Origin of the sequence: Pseudoalteromonas sp. TB51 (genome assembly GCF_000498055.1) — a bacterium.
In the GTDB taxonomy this organism is placed as follows: Bacteria; Pseudomonadota; Gammaproteobacteria; order Enterobacterales; family Alteromonadaceae; genus Pseudoalteromonas; species Pseudoalteromonas atlantica.
In genome coordinates, this window is the sequence record NZ_AUTO01000259.1 from 1 (window position 1) to 13992 (window position 13992).

10 protein-coding genes and 3 pseudogenes are annotated in these 13992 nt (G+C 40.5%); 4 read left to right on the forward strand and 9 right to left on the reverse strand.

Annotated features, from left to right (window positions below; genetic code table 11):
• Both L650_RS0115185 and puuE read left to right on the forward strand, forming a co-directional pair.
• Window positions 1-1026 (forward strand): urate hydroxylase PuuD (locus tag L650_RS0115185; RefSeq protein ID WP_085065508.1); only part of this gene is annotated, 1026 nt, incomplete at its 5' end.
• 1 nt (window position 1027) lies between these two features.
• A pseudogene (gene puuE / locus L650_RS0115190) lies at window positions 1028-1962 on the forward strand (allantoinase PuuE).
• 144 nt (window positions 1963-2106) lie between these two features.
• On the opposite strand, the gene L650_RS0115195 reads toward puuE, so the two are convergent.
• The 4 genes and pseudogenes from L650_RS0115195 to L650_RS0115210 form a co-directional block, all read right to left on the reverse strand.
• Complete coding sequence (locus tag L650_RS0115195) at window positions 2107-2796, reverse strand: response regulator transcription factor (RefSeq protein ID WP_029773633.1); 690 nt, start codon at window positions 2794-2796, stop codon at window positions 2107-2109.
• A gap of 171 nt (window positions 2797-2967) precedes the next feature.
• Window positions 2968-4470, reverse strand: coding sequence for an alpha,alpha-trehalase TreF (gene treF, locus L650_RS0115200; protein ID WP_029773634.1), 1503 nt, complete (start codon window positions 4468-4470; stop codon window positions 2968-2970).
• 16 nt (window positions 4471-4486) lie between these two features.
• Window positions 4487-5725, reverse strand: coding sequence for an MFS transporter (locus L650_RS0115205; RefSeq protein WP_029773635.1), 1239 nt, complete (start codon window positions 5723-5725; stop codon window positions 4487-4489).
• Between the two features lie 164 nt (window positions 5726-5889).
• A pseudogene (locus tag L650_RS0115210) lies at window positions 5890-6900 on the reverse strand (LacI family DNA-binding transcriptional regulator); the annotation flags it as partial.
• A 279-nt stretch (window positions 6901-7179) separates the two neighbouring features.
• Between L650_RS0115210 and L650_RS0115220 the strand changes: the two are divergent.
• A complete protein-coding gene (locus L650_RS0115220) occupies window positions 7180-9429 on the forward strand; it encodes a TonB-dependent receptor (RefSeq protein WP_029773637.1) in 2250 nt (749 codons plus the stop codon).
• 33 nt (window positions 9430-9462) lie between these two features.
• Here the strand turns inward: L650_RS0115220 and L650_RS0115225 are convergent, their stop codons facing one another.
• The 5 genes and pseudogenes from L650_RS0115225 to L650_RS0115245 all read right to left on the reverse strand — a co-directional run bounded on the left by L650_RS0115225 (window position 9463) and on the right by L650_RS0115245 (window position 13393).
• Window positions 9463-9984, reverse strand: coding sequence for a hypothetical protein (locus L650_RS0115225; protein WP_029773638.1), 522 nt, complete (start codon window positions 9982-9984; stop codon window positions 9463-9465).
• 58 nt (window positions 9985-10042) lie between these two features.
• Window positions 10043-11593, reverse strand: coding sequence for an EAL domain-containing protein (locus L650_RS0115230; RefSeq protein WP_029773639.1), 1551 nt, complete (start codon window positions 11591-11593; stop codon window positions 10043-10045).
• A 126-nt stretch (window positions 11594-11719) separates the two neighbouring features.
• Window positions 11720-12343: a GDSL-type esterase/lipase family protein gene (locus L650_RS0115235; protein ID WP_223230588.1), complete on the reverse strand. Its 624-nt coding sequence runs from the start codon at window positions 12341-12343 to the stop codon at window positions 11720-11722.
• Window positions 12343-12855, reverse strand: a pseudogene (locus tag L650_RS0115240) (DsrE family protein). The gene L650_RS0115235 and the pseudogene L650_RS0115240 overlap by 1 nt, the downstream one beginning before the upstream one ends.
• 64 nt (window positions 12856-12919) lie before the next feature.
• Entirely contained in the window at window positions 12920-13393 is a 474-nt protein-coding gene (locus L650_RS0115245; protein WP_029773641.1) for a flavodoxin family protein, read from the reverse strand.
• A gap of 77 nt (window positions 13394-13470) precedes the next feature.
• On the opposite strand from L650_RS0115245, the gene soxR reads away from it, so the two are divergent.
• A complete protein-coding gene (soxR, locus tag L650_RS0115250) occupies window positions 13471-13935 on the forward strand; it encodes a redox-sensitive transcriptional activator SoxR (protein WP_029773642.1) in 465 nt (154 codons plus the stop codon).
• The last annotated feature ends 57 nt before the right edge of the window (window positions 13936-13992 follow it).

The window sequence follows — 13992 nt, forward strand, 5'->3', positions numbered from 1 at the left end:
GGCTTTTACGAAGTGGCTAAGTATCAAAATGGCCCAGAACAAATGCCCTCTACCCTACATTGGTTTAAATGGGAGGCCTACACAACCTGGATCAGCGGCGCGCTGTTATTTACGCTGTTATATTATGTGGGCGCAGATGTGTATTTACTTGATGCCAGTAAAAGTGAGCTCAGTAAGTTTGCAGCTATTGGTGCATCACTTGGTTTTATAGGCTTAGGCTATGGTGTTTATCGGTTATTGTGTAAAAGCCCGCTTGTTGAAAACGGCAAGGCATTTATTGCCCTAGGTGTAGGCTTTTTAGCGTTATGGACGTATGGGGTTGATCAGCTATTTAGTGACCGCGCAGTGTATATTCATGTTGGTGCATTAATTGGTACCTGTATGGCCGGTAATGTATATCACATTATTATGCCTGCACAGCGCTACATGGTAAGCGAAGTAGAAGCTGGGCGCATTCCTGATTCAGCGCCGGGTTTAAAAGCAAAGCAATGCTCAGTACATAATAACTACGCCACCCTACCAGTTATTTTTATTATGCTAAGTAACCATTTTTCGTATACCTATAGCCATGAGTTTGGTTGGTTAGTGCTTATTGGCTTTTTTATTATTGGTATGTGGATACGCCACTTTTTTAATTTAAAGCACCAAGGTGTTAATAAGCCTTCAGTACTAATAAGCGGTATTGCCGCGTTTTTTGCGTTAATGCTAGCCATTGCACCGTGGCCAAGTAGTTCTGTAAACGCGAATAATGAGCTACAAGCAAGTATAAGCGATGCGCAAGCATGGGATATTATTAATAAACACTGCACACAGTGTCACAGTGAAACCCCTACATCGAAGCTTTTTCAAACCGCGCCGCTCGGCTTTAAGCTCGACTCACTTACTGATGTAAAAAAAGCCAGTGCACTTATTCATACTCGCGCCGTTATTACCAAAGATATGCCATTGGCTAACATGACCAAAATGACTGATGCAGAGCGTGAAATGCTTGGCACTTGGCTCAGCGCAGTAAAAAAGGAGCAGTAACATGAGCGAGCAATTTAAACACTACCCGCGCGATTTAATTGGTTATGGTGCACACACTCCGCATGCCAATTGGCCTAATAAAGCCCGTATAGCCGTGCAAGTAGTGTTAAATTACGAAGAAGGCGGTGAAAACTGTGTACTGCATGGTGATGCAGCGGCCGAAACATTTTTATCTGAAATAGTCAGTGCCCCGCATGTAGAAGACCGCCACATAAGCATGGAGTCTATTTACGAATATGGCNCGCAGGCGTGTGGCGCTTACTTAAACTCTTTAAAAAATACGATATACCGGTCACCATTTTTGCTGTGGCAATGGCCCTTGAGCGCCACCCCGATATAGCTAAAGCCTTTGTTGAAGCTGGGCACGAAATTGCAAGCCACGGCCTGCGCTGGATTAATTATCAACATATAGATAAGCAAACCGAGCGCGAGCACATGCAAAAGGCCATTGAAATCATTCAAACGCTTACCGGTAAAAAGCCCACAGGCTGGTACACCGGGCGCACAAGCCCTAACACAGCAGCCCTTGTGGTTGAAAATGGCTCGTTTTTATATGATGCCGACGATTACAGCGACGACTTACCCTTTTACAGTATTAAAGAAGGTAAACCACAGTTAATAGTGCCCTACACGCTTGATGTAAACGACATGCGCTTTGCTGCAGTGCAAGGCTTTAATGCCGGCGATCAGTTTTATAATTATTTAAAAGATGCCTTTGATACGCTTTATGAAGAAGGCGACCCACAAGGTGAGAACGCCCCTAAAATGATGTCTATAGGGCTGCATTGTCGCTTAATTGGCCGCCCTGGGCGCATTAAAGCCCTTGCACGGTTTTTAGAATATGCTAAATCGCATGAGCAAGTGTGGTTTGCCACGCGCGAGCAAATCGCCGAGCACTGGCTTAAAACTCATCCGTATAATACCAATCCGCAATAGTACTTAATCATTTAGTTATGCGCATTGGTATAATAAAGCCTAGATGTGAGCCGTTAAAACTAAATTCTAAGAGCTTATTAGATTTATCGTAAAACAAAAAAAGCCCAGCAGTGCTGGGCTTAAGGTCACTTTAGGAGTAGTGGTTTACTTAGCCATAGGTAATAACACCGATATGTAACGCTGAGCCCAATTTGCTAATTCAACACGGTTACGAGAATTGGTTTTTTTAAAGGCACTGTACAAATGCGTTTTAACGGTGTGGTCACTTATATTAAGTTTATCGGCAATGGCGTTATTGCTCGCCCCTTGAGCAATTAAGTGAATAACCGATTTTTCACGTTTAGTAAGGTGCGCATAATCCCCTTTTTTTGGGGAGATATCTTCTTGTAGGCTATTAAACGAAGAGGCAACCGAGAGAATATTTGAAAACGCTTTTGATATAACCTCTCGCGTAAACCATAACTCGCCTGAGGTTATTCTAACTAGCCCTTTAAAAATAGTTTCTGGTGCATCTGATTTATAAAACACACCATTGAAATGATTCAACAGTAGATTTTTTTCGCACACGGCATTGGGCTCTACATTAAATAAGACAACTTTGTACTTTTTAGCGAGGCAAATTAAGTCGGCAGGCAGCAAATCTAACCAGTTATTTTTATCGCCATCAATTAAAAATAAATCAAACTTATCCCTTTTCTCGTTTTTAGGGATCACGTCGTCCATTTTTATATCGCCAAAAATGGCTTGCATGGTTTTTAATATAGTTGTGTAGCTTTCACTGTGAAAAGAAGATTGAAACGTGGTTTTTACAAAAACGGCGTGTGGTTGTAGCATAGATTTCTTCCTTGAAATGTTTACACCACACTACCGAATTTATTAATCACTTACAATGCACCTGGGCATTATTCATACACGGCATAAAACAATCACCAATAATATTTAGTTAATAGTTACAATAACTTAATGAAAATTAGTGAATTATTTTCATATAAAACACTGCTCTGATCAGTCTTCACATAACGTATAAAAGCGTGAGGTAACCCCGTTAGTCCAGCCAAAACCTTGCTGTACTACGTATTCTCCGCCCCCTGCTTTTAATTGAGGCACGCACACATTGTATTTTTCTAGTAGGCACTGATTAACAGAAAAGTCGTTTTCTACCATTGTTAGCCAGTTTTGCATTATACGTTTACTAAGATCACTAAAACCGTAATTGTTAAGCCCTTTAACAGCAAACCACTGCAGCGGAGCCCACCCATTAGGGCTATCCCATTGCTGTGATGTAGAGGTAACGGTAGTAACTATGCCGCCGGCCTTTAAAAAGTCGCGGCTTAGTCGCTCGGCAACATGTTGAGCTTGTTGCTCAGACGCTAAGTTAAAAAATAATGCAGTACATGCAGCAGCGCTTAACACCTTAGATTGACTCGCTTTGTGATGATTATAATCAACAAAAAAGTGTTGCTGCTCACTCCACATGTATTTATTAATCAGTGTGCGGCGAGCTGCTGCGTAGTCGCTAAATAAATCGGCTTGTTGGCTATTACCTAGCAGCTTATTAAACTTACTAAGCTGTTTTTCTAGGTTATAAAGCAAACAATTAAGATCAATGGGTATTATATCGGTCGTTTGTATAGAGCTAAGTGAATCAGGCTCAGCTAGCCAGCGAGAACTAAAGTCCCAGCCTGATTCACACGCTGCGCGTATATGTCGATAAAAGTCGGGCTTTTTATGCTCAGCTAAGCCCTCTGCGAGTGCCAGATCTTCTCTCAGGGATTCTGCCCTAGGGGCTGCTTCATCGTCCCAATAACGATTTAACTTGCCACCGCATGGCATTTTTACCACTCGCCTTAGTGCCGTTTTCTCGTTAGTAAGCTCTTCTGCGCCTTGCATCCAAAACGCATACTCTTTTTCAAGCGCATTAACACATTTTTCAAGCCATGCTACATTATTGGTTTTACTGTGCTCGTGCTGCCATAGCAATTCAACCATAAGCGCTAAAATAGGTGGCTGTGAACGCGATAAGTAGTAACTGCGATTGCCATTTGGAATACACCCATAATCGTTTATAAGGTCGATAAAGTTTTGCAGCATATCTTCAACAATTTCAGGTTTATTAGCATCAATTAAGCCGAGCGCTGTAAAGTAGCTATCCCAGTAGTATATTTCCTGAAAACGCCCACCAGGCACAATGTAGCTATGCTTTAATGCTAATAAAGAATCGGCTTTAGGTTTATCAGCCGCCCGTCTCAAACCATGCCACAAAGAGTTAATGTAGTGTTTAACACTTGCGGTATCTGGCTCACTTTGCATACGTAGTAAGGGGGTCGTAATAAAGTGAGCATTTACAAACTCTTTTAATTGGGCTTGATTAAGTGGTGCTACTTGCTCGTAGTGTTTACACGCACTTTGCCAGCTGGTTCGTGCAGTTGCATCTGCAAATGTTTTACAGTCAGCAAAAATATGTTGGGTCTGTACATCTTTAAATAACTGGCTCTCAAAAAAATTCATAACAATCCTAAATCAATTATATGCTGGCAGCGTGCTGAGAAATGGCGCGGGTGCGCTGTTTAAAAATAATCACGCTTATAAAAATTAAGCTAATGGGAATTAACGACAGGTAAAATGCGTGCTGACCGCTAAAATGCTCAAATACGTAGCCTGTGATCATTGAACCAGTTGTGCCTCCAAGTGCTGAAAACACAACGATTAACCCTGTCATGGCTGCATGCTGGTGCTTTTCTAACGCGCTGAGCATTACCGAATTTAACACTGGATAAATTGGCGCCATAAAAAAACCAATGAGGGGCAAAACAAATGCAGCCAGTGGTGCATCAAATAGACTAGTGATTGCTGTATTAGGTAGGTTTTCAGTTAGGGGTAACGTTACAATAATAAGTAATGCCATGGCGACTAAGCATCCGCACAGTACAAAAAACCAATTAATGTGCTTAAGCACCTGCCCCGCAACTAAACGACCAAACGCTAACGCCGCTGCAAAAATACTCGCTAACTGAATACTTATAGCCACAGGCAATTGCAAAACTTGGTTATTAAAGGTTGGCAGCCAAGTACCTACGCCTTGTTCAATAAGGACATATAAAAATGCACTTATAATAAAAATAAGCACCAAGGGCTGATACGTTAATTTAAGCATGGCTATAAAGTCACTCAGACTAGAGTCAGTTTTATTTTTATCAATTGCAGGCGCAATCGGTGCAATAACAACACTTAGTAATACAATTAAAGTAAGCGCAGCCAACGCGTAATAAACATTGAGCCACGCATTGTTTTGGCTTGGGTCTATAAAGGCGGTAAAAATCCAATAACCACTTAATACACCCACCATAAAAATGCCTTCGATGGTGTTTAAAAGTGACGAGTGACTATTAGCATCTTCGGTTACTTGGCCAATAATCGAATAAACAGAAACTTTTACTACCGCAAAGCCACAGCCTATCACTGCAAATAGCACTTTAAACATATAAAATTCGCTGATCAGTGCGGTGCTTAAGCACGCTAATGCAACGACCGCTAAAGCCCCTAACATTGCGAGCTTATACCCTAATCTAGGAATGAACGAGGCAACAACAAAAGACATTATCGCAATTGATAAGTCTTTAAACCCTTCCAAAACAGACGCCTCAGTTTTGCTAACGCCCAGTGTGTTTATTGCCTGCAAAATGACTGTTCCTACGCTATTTAATAATATTGCGAAAATAAAATAGCTTGCAGCAATTGCTAGTGTGATTTTTGTTTTACTCATAGCTTGCCTTACTTATAACGCAGTGCGCCATAACGATTAAAGCTAACACCTTTGGGTAATTAGCGTGTGTGTTTGTGTCAGTGAATGTTGAGTTTAGTGTAGAATAAAAATCAATGCAATCGTTTGCATTTTAAGTTTTAAAATTTGTATCTATCATTCATAAATCAACGTTTACTCGATTGGCGAGTTATTAATTCTATATCAATAACTTGAGATTCAACTTTTTGACCCATAAATTGTTGCATAAGCTTTTTAACTAAAAGTTCAGCCGCTAATTGAGTATTTTGTTTAATTGTTGAAAGCGACGGATGGCTAATATCTGCCATTGCTATATCGTCAAAGCCCACCAATGCAACATCGTTAGGGATACTGACATAGCGCTCTTTTAACGCCTTCATTGCACCTAAGGCAACCATGTCGCTACAAGCCATTATTGCATCAAAGTAGAGCCCTTTTTCGCGTAATAGACTATTAATTTCTTGATACGCCGAACTACTAGTAATATCAATAGAAACAACGTGCTGCTCTAGTTTATGCGTAGATAGCGCAGCCGCATAACCACGGTGCCTTTCGCTAATTTCACCGTGTTCTGGGTCGCCTAAAAATAAAATATTTTTTGCACCGTGTTCGATTAAGTGCGCAGTGGCTTGCATTCCACCTAGGTAGTTATCACTGCCTACAATAGGGTAATTACTGGGTGTTTTAGGGTCTCCCCACACAACCAAAGGGATCCCCGCTTTAGCAGCCGCCTCTATATTGCGCTGATCTTTACCCTGCCCAACCACAATAATACCATCGGCTCTTCGGCCATTAATAAAATAATTGGCCCAATCGTGCTGTGCCATTATTGAATTAGACAATAAAAGCTCTAGCCCTTGTTGATTAAGTGCAAGATTAATTTCGCTAACCACTTTAAGTAAAAATGGATCGCCAATCGATTGTTCGGTTTGTTCATCTAAGTTAATGATAACAGCAACAACATTTGTTTTTTGCGTTCGCAAGCGGCTTGCAGCGGTGTTTAAACTAAAATTATGCTCTTTAGCGAGTTGTTTTAATTTATCGCGTGTTTCTTGTTTTATTAACGGGTTGTCATTTAAAGCACGCGAAACCGTAGAGGTAGACACCCCTGCCAGCTTTGCTAAATCAGCTAATTTTATTTTTTTGTTATCCATGAAAACCCTGAGCCGCGTTGTATTAACTAATGTTTAATGTAACTAGCTGACAATATAGCATTATTAATTTTTTCTGGCTTGCCTCACAGGCTAAAAAAGCCATACCTTGGCTTTTACGCTCAATATTTCTACAAATATAATTCATAAATAATTTACAAATAAATATTGCAAACGTTTGCATTAATCTTTAAGGTTTCATCATATACAGCCTGTTTACATAAAAACTTTGTATACAGCGCAGTAAAAAACACACTGTTTAACACACTAAAAACGGGATCACACATGACATTCAATAAAGCAAAAAGTACATTAGCGTGCGCTATAACTTTAGCCTTGAGCTCACACGCAACCTTTGCACAAGAGCAAGCACAAGAAACCAAGGTAGAGCGAATTGTTGTTTCGGGCACACCTACCGGGGTCGGCATCAGAAAAATTGATGCAGGCTACGCTGTTACAAATATTGATAGCCAGCAAATTATTAAACTTTCACCTAAAAGCACTGCCGATCTGTTTAAAGCCGTACCTGGGGTTTGGGTAGAAAGCTCAGGGGGTGAATCTGGTGCCAATGTATTTGTACGTGGTTTTCCTGGCGGCGGTGACGCCCCATTTTTAACCCTAAGTATTGAAGGGTCACCCGTTTACCCAGCCCCTACATTATCGTTTTTAGAAAACTCTTCACTTTTTAGAATTGATGAAACGATTGAGACCATGGAAGCTTTACGCGGTGGGCCAAACCCTGTTTTATCAAATGGCCAACCGGGTTTAACAACTAACTTTAGGCTAAAGCGTGGTGGTGAAGACACCGAGGGCTTATTTAAATACACAACATCTGATTACGACCTACAACGAGTAGATGCTGTTATTAGTGGTGAAATTACTGACGATTTATACTTTATGGTTGGCGGGTATGTAAAAAGCTCTCCGGGTATTCGTGATGCAGGTTTTACCTCTGAGAAAGGCAGCCAATTTACCATTAATATCACTAAAGATTTAGATAACGGCGAGCTTAATTTTTATACCCGTCAAACAGATGACCATGGTGCATGGTACTTACCTACCCCACTTAATATTGAAGGGATTGACGCAGAATATACCCAACTTGGCACATTAAACCGCCAAGCAACAATATTCACAGGCCCTGATGCACAAGCACACGATATTGACTTAGGGGATGGCCGAGGTTGGGACGGCCACGTAACAGGCGGTAGCATTAAACTAGAGCTTGATAATGGTTGGCAATTTTCTGACCGCTTTAATATAACTAAAGGGGATGCTAATACATACGGGTTAGTGCCAAGTGGCTCAGCAACCACAGTTGGTGCAGTTGCCGATAATGGGCAAACCGCATTTGGTGCAGTAACCAATACTGAGTACGCAAGCGATACTCCAATACAACAACTTGGCCGCTGGGTTGTTTTAAAAGAAATTAGCTCATTTACAAACGATTTAGCGTTTTCAAAGCAATTTGATGATTTATCAGCCACGTTTGGTTACTACACAGCCAGTACATCGGCAAACGATTGGTGGAGTTTAGGTAATACGGCTTACCACGTACTAGAAGCAGGCGGCGAGTCGCTAACTGGCATTGAGTGTAATCAAAGCACTGATGGCTGCGATTTTAACCACGATATTAGCTCAACAGGTGATGCGCGCACCAATGCGTTTTATGTAACAGCTCAATACAAATTTGCCGAGGACTTTACCTTAGATGCAGGCGTGCGCCACGAAAGTCATGAAGTAGAATACAGTGTTGATGAAGGCCTTGATGGAATTATTACCAAAACAGTTAACTATGATGAAAATAAAACATCGTGGACCACGGGGATTAACTATTCAATAAACGATGACATGGGTGTATTTGCACGCGTAAACCGTGGTTATAAAATGCCTTACTTTGACGACTTTAGAGATAACTTTAGCGCTTATGAAGGCGGCGAAAAGCTAATTAAAGAAGTAACCCAAGGCGAATTTGGCTACAAGCTAATTTCTGACTCTACAGACTTTTACGCGACCTTGTTTGTTAACGAAGTAAAGGGCGATACATTTGTACGCCGCCCAGGTGTACCTGCAGAAATTTTAACAAACGAAGCGTACGGTGTTGAGCTTGATTATAACTTTAATCATCAGTCGGGTTTTTCGGTTAATTTAAATACCACACTACAAGAAACCGAAATTACGCAAAGCCCAACCAATGAAGGAAATGAATCTCAGCGTCAGCCAAAGTGGCAAGTGCGTATCACACCTAGCTACGACTTTGAACTACAAGGTATGTATGCCACGTTATATGGCACACTGTCGGCTGTTGATGACCGCTTTGGTAACAACGAAAACACGGTGACTCTTGATGGCTACGAAAAAGTAGACTTAGGCTTAATTTTAGAACCTATGGAAGGCATAAAACTACAACTGGCCATTGATAACTTAACGGATGAGCAAGGTATAACAGAGGGCGACCCACGTAATGCCGATGCCCCAAATGGCCGCTATATTATGCCACGCACTACGCGCTTTAGTGTAAGTTATGCGTTTTAAACACACTTAATACTAAAGGGAGCTTGGCTCCCTTTATTTTATTTTTTCGTTTAGTTTATTAAGCGCCTCTACCGAAAAGCCCCTATCGTAAAAATGTAAAATTTTACCTTTGCTATCTATTAAAACAACGCGAGTATTGTTTGGGTTTTTATTACCTGTGAATTTTTGCACAGTGTCACCATCTTCATAAATAGTGATTACCCCGCCCCACAGCTCTTTTGGAATGCCCTTGCGCATACCGCTGTCTATAAATGTACTAAACATACGCGGGGCCATACCTGCTATGGTAGGCAGTTCGTAAGTGGGTAATGTAACCCCTGTCATGTCTAAGCCAATTAACCAACGGTCTATGTCAAATTGGCTATCTTGTTTATAGCCAATGAGTAACAAGGTTTTATCGGCTTTAAAATCACTCGGTATGGTTACGCTTTTCTCATCTAGGCTTTGGCCGCTAATGGTAGGAAACTGCTTACCGGTAATTTGCTGATTTGGGTATTGAGCTGAGCACGCACTAAGCATTAACACCATAAATGCGCTGGCTATTATTTTAATCATTTTAAAACCTTACACTGTTATAAATATCATACTCATACGTGTATGAGGTAAAACACGTTTAAACCGTTTGCAATTTTAAATACGCTTTAAACTCTCGAAGTGCCATGGGCTTGGCATATTTCCAGCCTTGGCCATAATGTACGCCAGCTTGTTTTAGTATGGCTTCTTGCTCATTTGTTTCTATGCCTTCTGCTACACAGGTGTAGTTAAACTTACGTACCAACGCCATAATATTGGGGATCATTGAGGCCTTTAAGCCTTGTGTTGTTATGTCTTGTACAAAGGTGCGGTCAATTTTAAGCTGATGAAAGCTCAAGTTTTGTAGATTTTTTAAGTTAGAGTAACCCGTACCAAAATCATCTATCGATAAATTAAAGCCCGCCTCAACCAGCCTTTTAAAGTGGGCATGGGCAACTGTTGAGTCTAAGTATTCGTCTTCTGTTATTTCTAAACAAATAATAAAGCGCGAATCGGTGAGTGCAGGTATGTCTTTTAAAAGCGCAATTTTGCCTGTTTCTACATCGTAGGGAAAAATATTAATAGAAATTTTAAAATTGCGCGGTAATGCCTCAACGGTGGTTAGCTCATAAAGTACTTTTTCAATCATGGCTTGGGTAAAGCGCCACGTTAAATTGGTTTTTCTGATAATAGGAATAAATTGATCAGGAAATAAAACCCCGTATTTATCTTCAAAACGGGCCAACGCCTCACAGCCAACCACTTTACCTGTTTGCAAACAAATAATGGGTTGGTAGGTCCAATAAAATGAGCCTTTTTTAAGGCCTTTGCGCACACGCGTGATAGTTGAGCGCCTAGCCGCTAAGCTATAGTCAATTAACAGCCCACTCGATACACCCGCTAACGAAATTAAAATAAGCGAAATAATCAATAAAAATTGATTATCAGCAAAAAATTGGCTCCACGGAAGTTGTGCGGCTGCGCAGTACCCGGGGTTATTAGTACTGCATTTAATAATTGATTCATAAGGTAAAAATGAGTGATTTTTTACCTGCTCATAAACCCCTTTAGCCCCTGCTAAATGAAACGTCTCGCGCGTGTTTTTATAAAGTACTTCCCACTGAGGAGAAACAATTACTTTATCGTTAAAAGCACGCGTATCGACTATTAAATTGTAATTACCTTGCCTTACAATTATCACTTCCATTGCTCGGCCACTAAACAAAAGCAAATACAATTGCGGTTCGTACCTTACGCGCACAGGTTTATTATCGTATTTATCAATTCGAATATAGTCGGGAGGATTATCGGTAATTGTAGCTGCCAGCTTTCCAGCACCGGTGGTGCAAACCAGCTCATTATTTGTAAAAAAACCAATATCTATCACGTATTGTGCATCAAACAACGCGCGGCGCATTTCTATCAATGTATTGTTATTACATTGTTTAGCGTTTGCGTTATTTAGGCGGGTTAAAATTTTTCTACGTTCTGTTGCGGCAGCATCTATGTGTTGAACAATATAATTTGAATCTCGCGCTAACTGCCTACTTAGCTTTTGTGCAGCAAAGTACATCAGTGTGCTAGCACATATAATAAAAACCACGACACCGCTTAATACTGCAATTAAAGACCTACGTTGATATTGTTTCATAACACCTTTTTAAAGAAGCTGTGTGTGAGTCAGGTGCAATAATAATTGCATATCTGGGCATAAAAGCAATCAAGCTTGTAAAATAATTAAAGCAAATTACGTTTTTAATTTATTGATTTGTTTGCATTATAATTGCAAAACCAGGTGGCTGAGTATATCGCTAAGCTGCTTATGGCCTTGGCTATTTAAATGTATACCATCACTCCCTAGGGGGGCGTTAAGGTGTGATATATCAACGTAATTAAGCGCGTGCTCGTGTGCTACACGTTTAAAGAGAGCGTTTAAGGGTTGTAATTTTTGATTATAGTTTAAATAAATACGGCTTAACCCATGCTGAGGGTTAATAAATAAAGGACCAATAACAATTATGTTCGGTAAATTAGCAGGCGAGTAAAATTGTTTAATAGAGCCAATAAAATGCGTAAGGCCGGTGGCTATATCTGTTGGGGCTAAGTTAAAACGCTTTTTTAAATCGTTAGTGCCAAGTGCAATAATGAGCGTGTGTAAAGCGTGTTGCTGCAAATCGGGTTTTAAATAGCGAATACCATTAAGCTCCCCTGTAAAAGGCGGGTTATTCACAAGCGTACGGTTTGGCTGCCCCGACTCTATTACGCTAAAGCCGCTGCCTAGCTGTTGCTGTAACCGCGCGGTCCAACGGGTCTTTTCATCATAGCGCTTACCTGTTTCGGGATTTAAACCCCACGTATTAGAGTCGCCAAAGCAGAGTATATTTTTTGTTATTTGCGTCATTAAAATGGATTGAGCGTATAGCCTTGTTGTTGAAGTTGTGCGTGCGCGGTCATCGCAGAAAGCGACTTTTTTACGCCATCAATAAGCAATTCAGGCGTTACTTTAAAGTGAGTTGCCGATTGCCCGCACACATACACCTGAGTGTTATTAGCAAGTAGCTGCTCAATTAACGCTTAGTTTTTATTGTCAGCACTAAAGCGTTTTTTATATTCGCTATTAGCTAACACATCAACACTCGCGCTGCCGTGCACAACTAATGCAAGTTGAATGTTTTTAAGCTTTACACCATGCGCTACATGCATGTTAATAAAACGCGCTAGCGAATTTATTGAGTTATTTTGCTCGCCTTTTTTAGCACCATCGGCAACATCAAATGCTATTTTAAATACCGTTGAGCTATTAATTTTGTCATGCTCGGGTACATTATAATAATTACCAAACCCGTTAATTGGTTGCTCATTAGCATAAATAAACGGGCTAAAAAGCAGCACTAACCCTAGTGAATATTTCATAAAACAATCCTGTGTTTTTAAGCGTATTACTAAACTACCAGAGACAACCAAAAAAGGCTGCAATTTAAGCAACCTTTTGGGTACTTTTATGGTGATGATTAATAAACTGCATACCTAAATAACTAAACGTATTTTTAAATTGCTCTACAAAACACGCCGGCGCTTCACTTGATGACGCATTAGAAAGCACTGAAAAATGCTTACTACGCAGCGTTCGTAATTTTGGTTTTAATGCTTCATCGTCCATGTAGTCGGTTATTCTATCAATAAATAACTTCATTTGTACCGTGGTGCTGTACCAATAAACGGGTGAGGCAAACACCCAGTGGTCATACTTTAACAGTGCTTCAAATACAGCGTAAAAATCATCGTTTTTATAGTTTTTGTTATAACAGTACGGCGCTATTTTATAATCATCTAAACATATTATCCTTACATCGTTTTGCTCAGCAAAGCTGTTAACGTGTGCCTGCGTATTACCATTTTTACGTGCGCTTGAATAAATAATAACAGTACTACGCTCATTTTTTTGTTGCATTTAGTTAGCTCCTTTTTTAATGTTGAAAGAAGCTTAAAACCTCAACTTATATTGAGGTCAACCGGAAATTTAAAACAATGCCAATAGATCAAAAAAAACTAACCGAGGCTAACCTAACCGTAGGTTATGTCGCTAAGCGCAGCGGCGTAAAAGTATCAACCCTACACTTTTACGAAACAAAAGGACTCATACGTAGTTGGCGAAATAGCGGCAACCAACGCCGCTATAAAAAAGATGTGCTGCGCCGTATAGCGGTAATAAAAGCCGCACAAGCCATGGGAATAACGCTTGATGAAATTAAACACACCCTGGCCACATTACCTGAGCAGCGCACTCCCACACAAAAAGACTGGTCAGCCCTTTCAAAGCAATGGCAAGCACAGCTTGATGAGCGCATAGCGTATATGCAGCGCCTACGCGACCGCGTAGATGGCTGTATTGGTTGTGGATGTTTATCTATGAGTAAGTGCCCTATTTATAACAAAAACGACCACTTAGGCGAAAACCAAAGTGGTGCTGTGCTGTTAAATTCATCTAGTTAGCATTAAAGGTACATTTATCGGCAAGTCGCATTGATAATTAGCTACAATGTAAGTACT